This is a genomic window from Paenibacillus zanthoxyli JH29, assembly GCF_000520715.1.
Taxonomy (GTDB): domain Bacteria; phylum Bacillota; class Bacilli; order Paenibacillales; family Paenibacillaceae; genus Paenibacillus_AQ; species Paenibacillus_AQ zanthoxyli.
The window spans coordinates 1-2,642 of sequence record NZ_ASSD01000516.1; the positions used below are offsets into that span (position 1 = coordinate 1).

General features: G+C 46.5%; 2 protein-coding genes and 1 pseudogene. 1 reads left to right on the forward strand and 2 read right to left on the reverse strand.

The genetic code is table 11. From position 1 onward, the window contains the following. Nucleotides 1-1,338, forward strand: a 1,338-nt coding sequence (locus tag L691_RS0119930) for a flavocytochrome c (RefSeq protein ID WP_025692119.1), incomplete at its 5' end; no start/stop codon positions are given. A gap of 73 nt (nt 1,339-1,411) precedes the next feature. Here L691_RS0119930 and L691_RS29550 read toward each other — a convergent pair. Both L691_RS29550 and L691_RS0119940 read right to left on the reverse strand, forming a co-directional pair. Beyond that, nucleotides 1,412-2,111, reverse strand: a pseudogene (locus L691_RS29550) (nucleotidyltransferase domain-containing protein); the annotation flags it as partial. 123 nt (nt 2,112-2,234) lie between these two features. Further along, nucleotides 2,235-2,489 (reverse strand): DUF5316 family protein, encoded by a 255-nt coding sequence (locus tag L691_RS0119940; RefSeq protein ID WP_025692121.1) that lies wholly within the window; start codon nt 2,487-2,489, stop codon nt 2,235-2,237. Nucleotides 2,490-2,642: the final 153 nt, after the last annotated feature.

The following is a 2,642-nucleotide window of genomic DNA, read 5'->3' on the forward strand; positions in this document are numbered from 1 at the left end:
TACGACATCATCATTGTCGGTGCGGGCGGTGCCGGTATGACTGCCGCGCTTGAAGCTAAAGCCAATGGCAAGAACCCGGTTATTTTTGAAAAAATGCCGGTTGCCGGCGGGAACACGACCAAATCCTCTTCGGGGATGAACGCTTCGCAGACGAAATTCCAAAAAGAGCAAGGCATTCAGGACAGCAATGATTTATTTTATGAAGAGACATTAAAAGGCGGCCATGGCACCAACGACAAAGAGATGCTTCATTTCTTCGTTGACAATTCTGCAAGTGCTATCGATTGGCTGGATTCCATCGGCATCCGATTGAACAATATCACGATTACCGGCGGAATGAACGAAAAACGCACACACCGTCCTGAAGACGGCTCCGCGATCGGACAATACCTGGTCAAAGGCTTGGTGAAGAATGTAAGAGAACAAGGGATTCCGCTGTTTGTTAACGCCGACGTGAAGGAGCTTACGCAAGCAGACGGCAAAGTTAACGGCGTGAAGGTTCTTTTCAACCAAACCGACGAAAAAACAATTACTTCCGATGCTGTCATTGTAACGACCGGCGGATTCGGGGCCAACAAGGAAATGATTGAAGAAGTCAGACCGGATCTCAAAGGATATGTAACCACTAACCAAGCAGGCAGCACCGGCGATGGCATTAAGATGATTCTCAGCGTTGGCGGTACAACTGTGGATATGGATCAAATTCAGGTTCACCCGACCGTACAGCAGGAAAAATCCTATCTCATCGGGGAAGCGGTTCGCGGCGAAGGCGCCATCCTTGTTGCCCAAGACGGCAAACGGTTCGTGAACGAGTTGGATACCCGCGACAATGTTACGGCAGCCATCAACGCCCTTACCGAAAAATCCGCTTATCTGGTGTTTGATTCCGGCGTGAAATCCCGCGCCAAAGCGATTCAGCAGTATGAAAAAATGGGCTTTGTGAAAACAGCCGACACCATCGAGGCTTTGGCCAAAGAAATTGGTGTTCCGGCGGATCAGCTGAAAGCGACACTCGATACTTGGAACAGCAGTGTGAAAAATAAAAAGGATGCCGAATTCGGCAGAACCACAGGAATGGACAATGACTTGTCCGCAGCGCCATACTACGCAATTAAGATCGGCCCTGGCATCCACTACACCATGGGCGGCGTGAAAATCAACACGAATACTGAAGTGCTCAATAAAGAAGGCAAACCGATTCCGGGCCTTTTCGCCGCAGGCGAAGTCACCGGCGGCCTGCACGGCCAAAACCGGATCGGCGGCAACTCCGTAGCCGAAATCATTATTTTCGGCCGCCAAGCGGGTATTAAGGCGGCTGAGTTTTTAAAGGGGCAATAAGATATTAGCTTTCTCTTTTCACTGAGCAAACAACAAACGCTTGGGCCATCACGGTCCAAGCGTTTATGTTTTTTTATCGGATCGGAGAGGCTGGGGGATCAGAATCAGCGTTTTCACCACCCTTTTCCCATACGTCATGGAGTACGGACCGGAACAAATCGTCAAGCTGCTGATCCTGATTACCGTCGCCGGGCCGCATTCCCGAAGCCGTCCGCTCGTAATACGCTATTTTCTCTTCCAAATAATCGTTGATCGGGTTAATCCTTGGTTCGTAGTCCATTTCATCGCCTGCTTTTTTACGGTCCAGCAAATCGAGAATCACCGCTTTAAGCTCACTTCCCCCAGGTACTAAACCGTCGACAAGCAGATCAAACTCTATAGGCGGCATGGTGTCGTACCTCTCGATCCATTCACAAGCCAAGATCGGACGCAGAACATAGAAATACTTTTTGATCTTGACCTGATCCCCCTGGAGGTAATCGGTAGTTTCCCCTGGCCATATGCAGATAGTGATGGATACATGATCTTGGAGAAAAGGTTAAGGGAGAGATCCGGCGGATTTGCTCAGTTACCTTGCAGTTCTCCCTATATACAATCGGAGATTGGAGCCACTCAAGCAGGGGCGGGTTCGACTTGCGAAATAGGTTCAAGGCCTTCCTCAGATCCCAGCCGTTGATATCCAGCATATCGCTGATGGGCCGTTCAATCACATCCCCCTTTTCGAAAATCGATAAGTACCACTCCACAGGCCGGACATAGATAAATCTTACGTCACGCCTGTTGATTACCCAAAATAAGGAATAATAAAATTGAAAAAAGGCCGTTCTTTCGGTAAAATCGATTCCACCACAGAACTCGATTCGAAAGAGGCGACCTCATGAAAAAGTCTACCACGTTCACCACCTTAGTTTGAAAAATACTCCAGACATATCGACTCGTTGAATGCGTTCTTCTTTAGTTTCTCTGACATTGTTTGCTCTTAGTCTATCTCCGCTATTTAATGCTCCCGAAAAAACCATGGCAAGAATAACTAAAAGGCCTCCAATTACACCAGATGCTTTAAAAGCCAGATCATGATTGAATAAGGAGATGGAAAATATTATCAATGCCAATAGGCATCCATTAAAAATCCAACTTTTGAATATTTTCATATAGTTGTAACATCCTTCCTAGAATTAAATTACTTTCATATAGAAGAATATGGTATTCTTACAAAAGAGTCAAATACATTTATTGGAGGGATTTTAAATTATGATCAAGAAAAAAAGGGCTCAATCTAAAAATTAGCGGTTGAAGTTTTCAAC

Coding starts and splice junctions, on each gene's coding strand:
- L691_RS0119940 (WP_025692121.1), bottom strand. CDS start 2,489: ATGAAAATATTCAAAAGTTGGATTTTTAATGGATGCCTATTGGCATTG.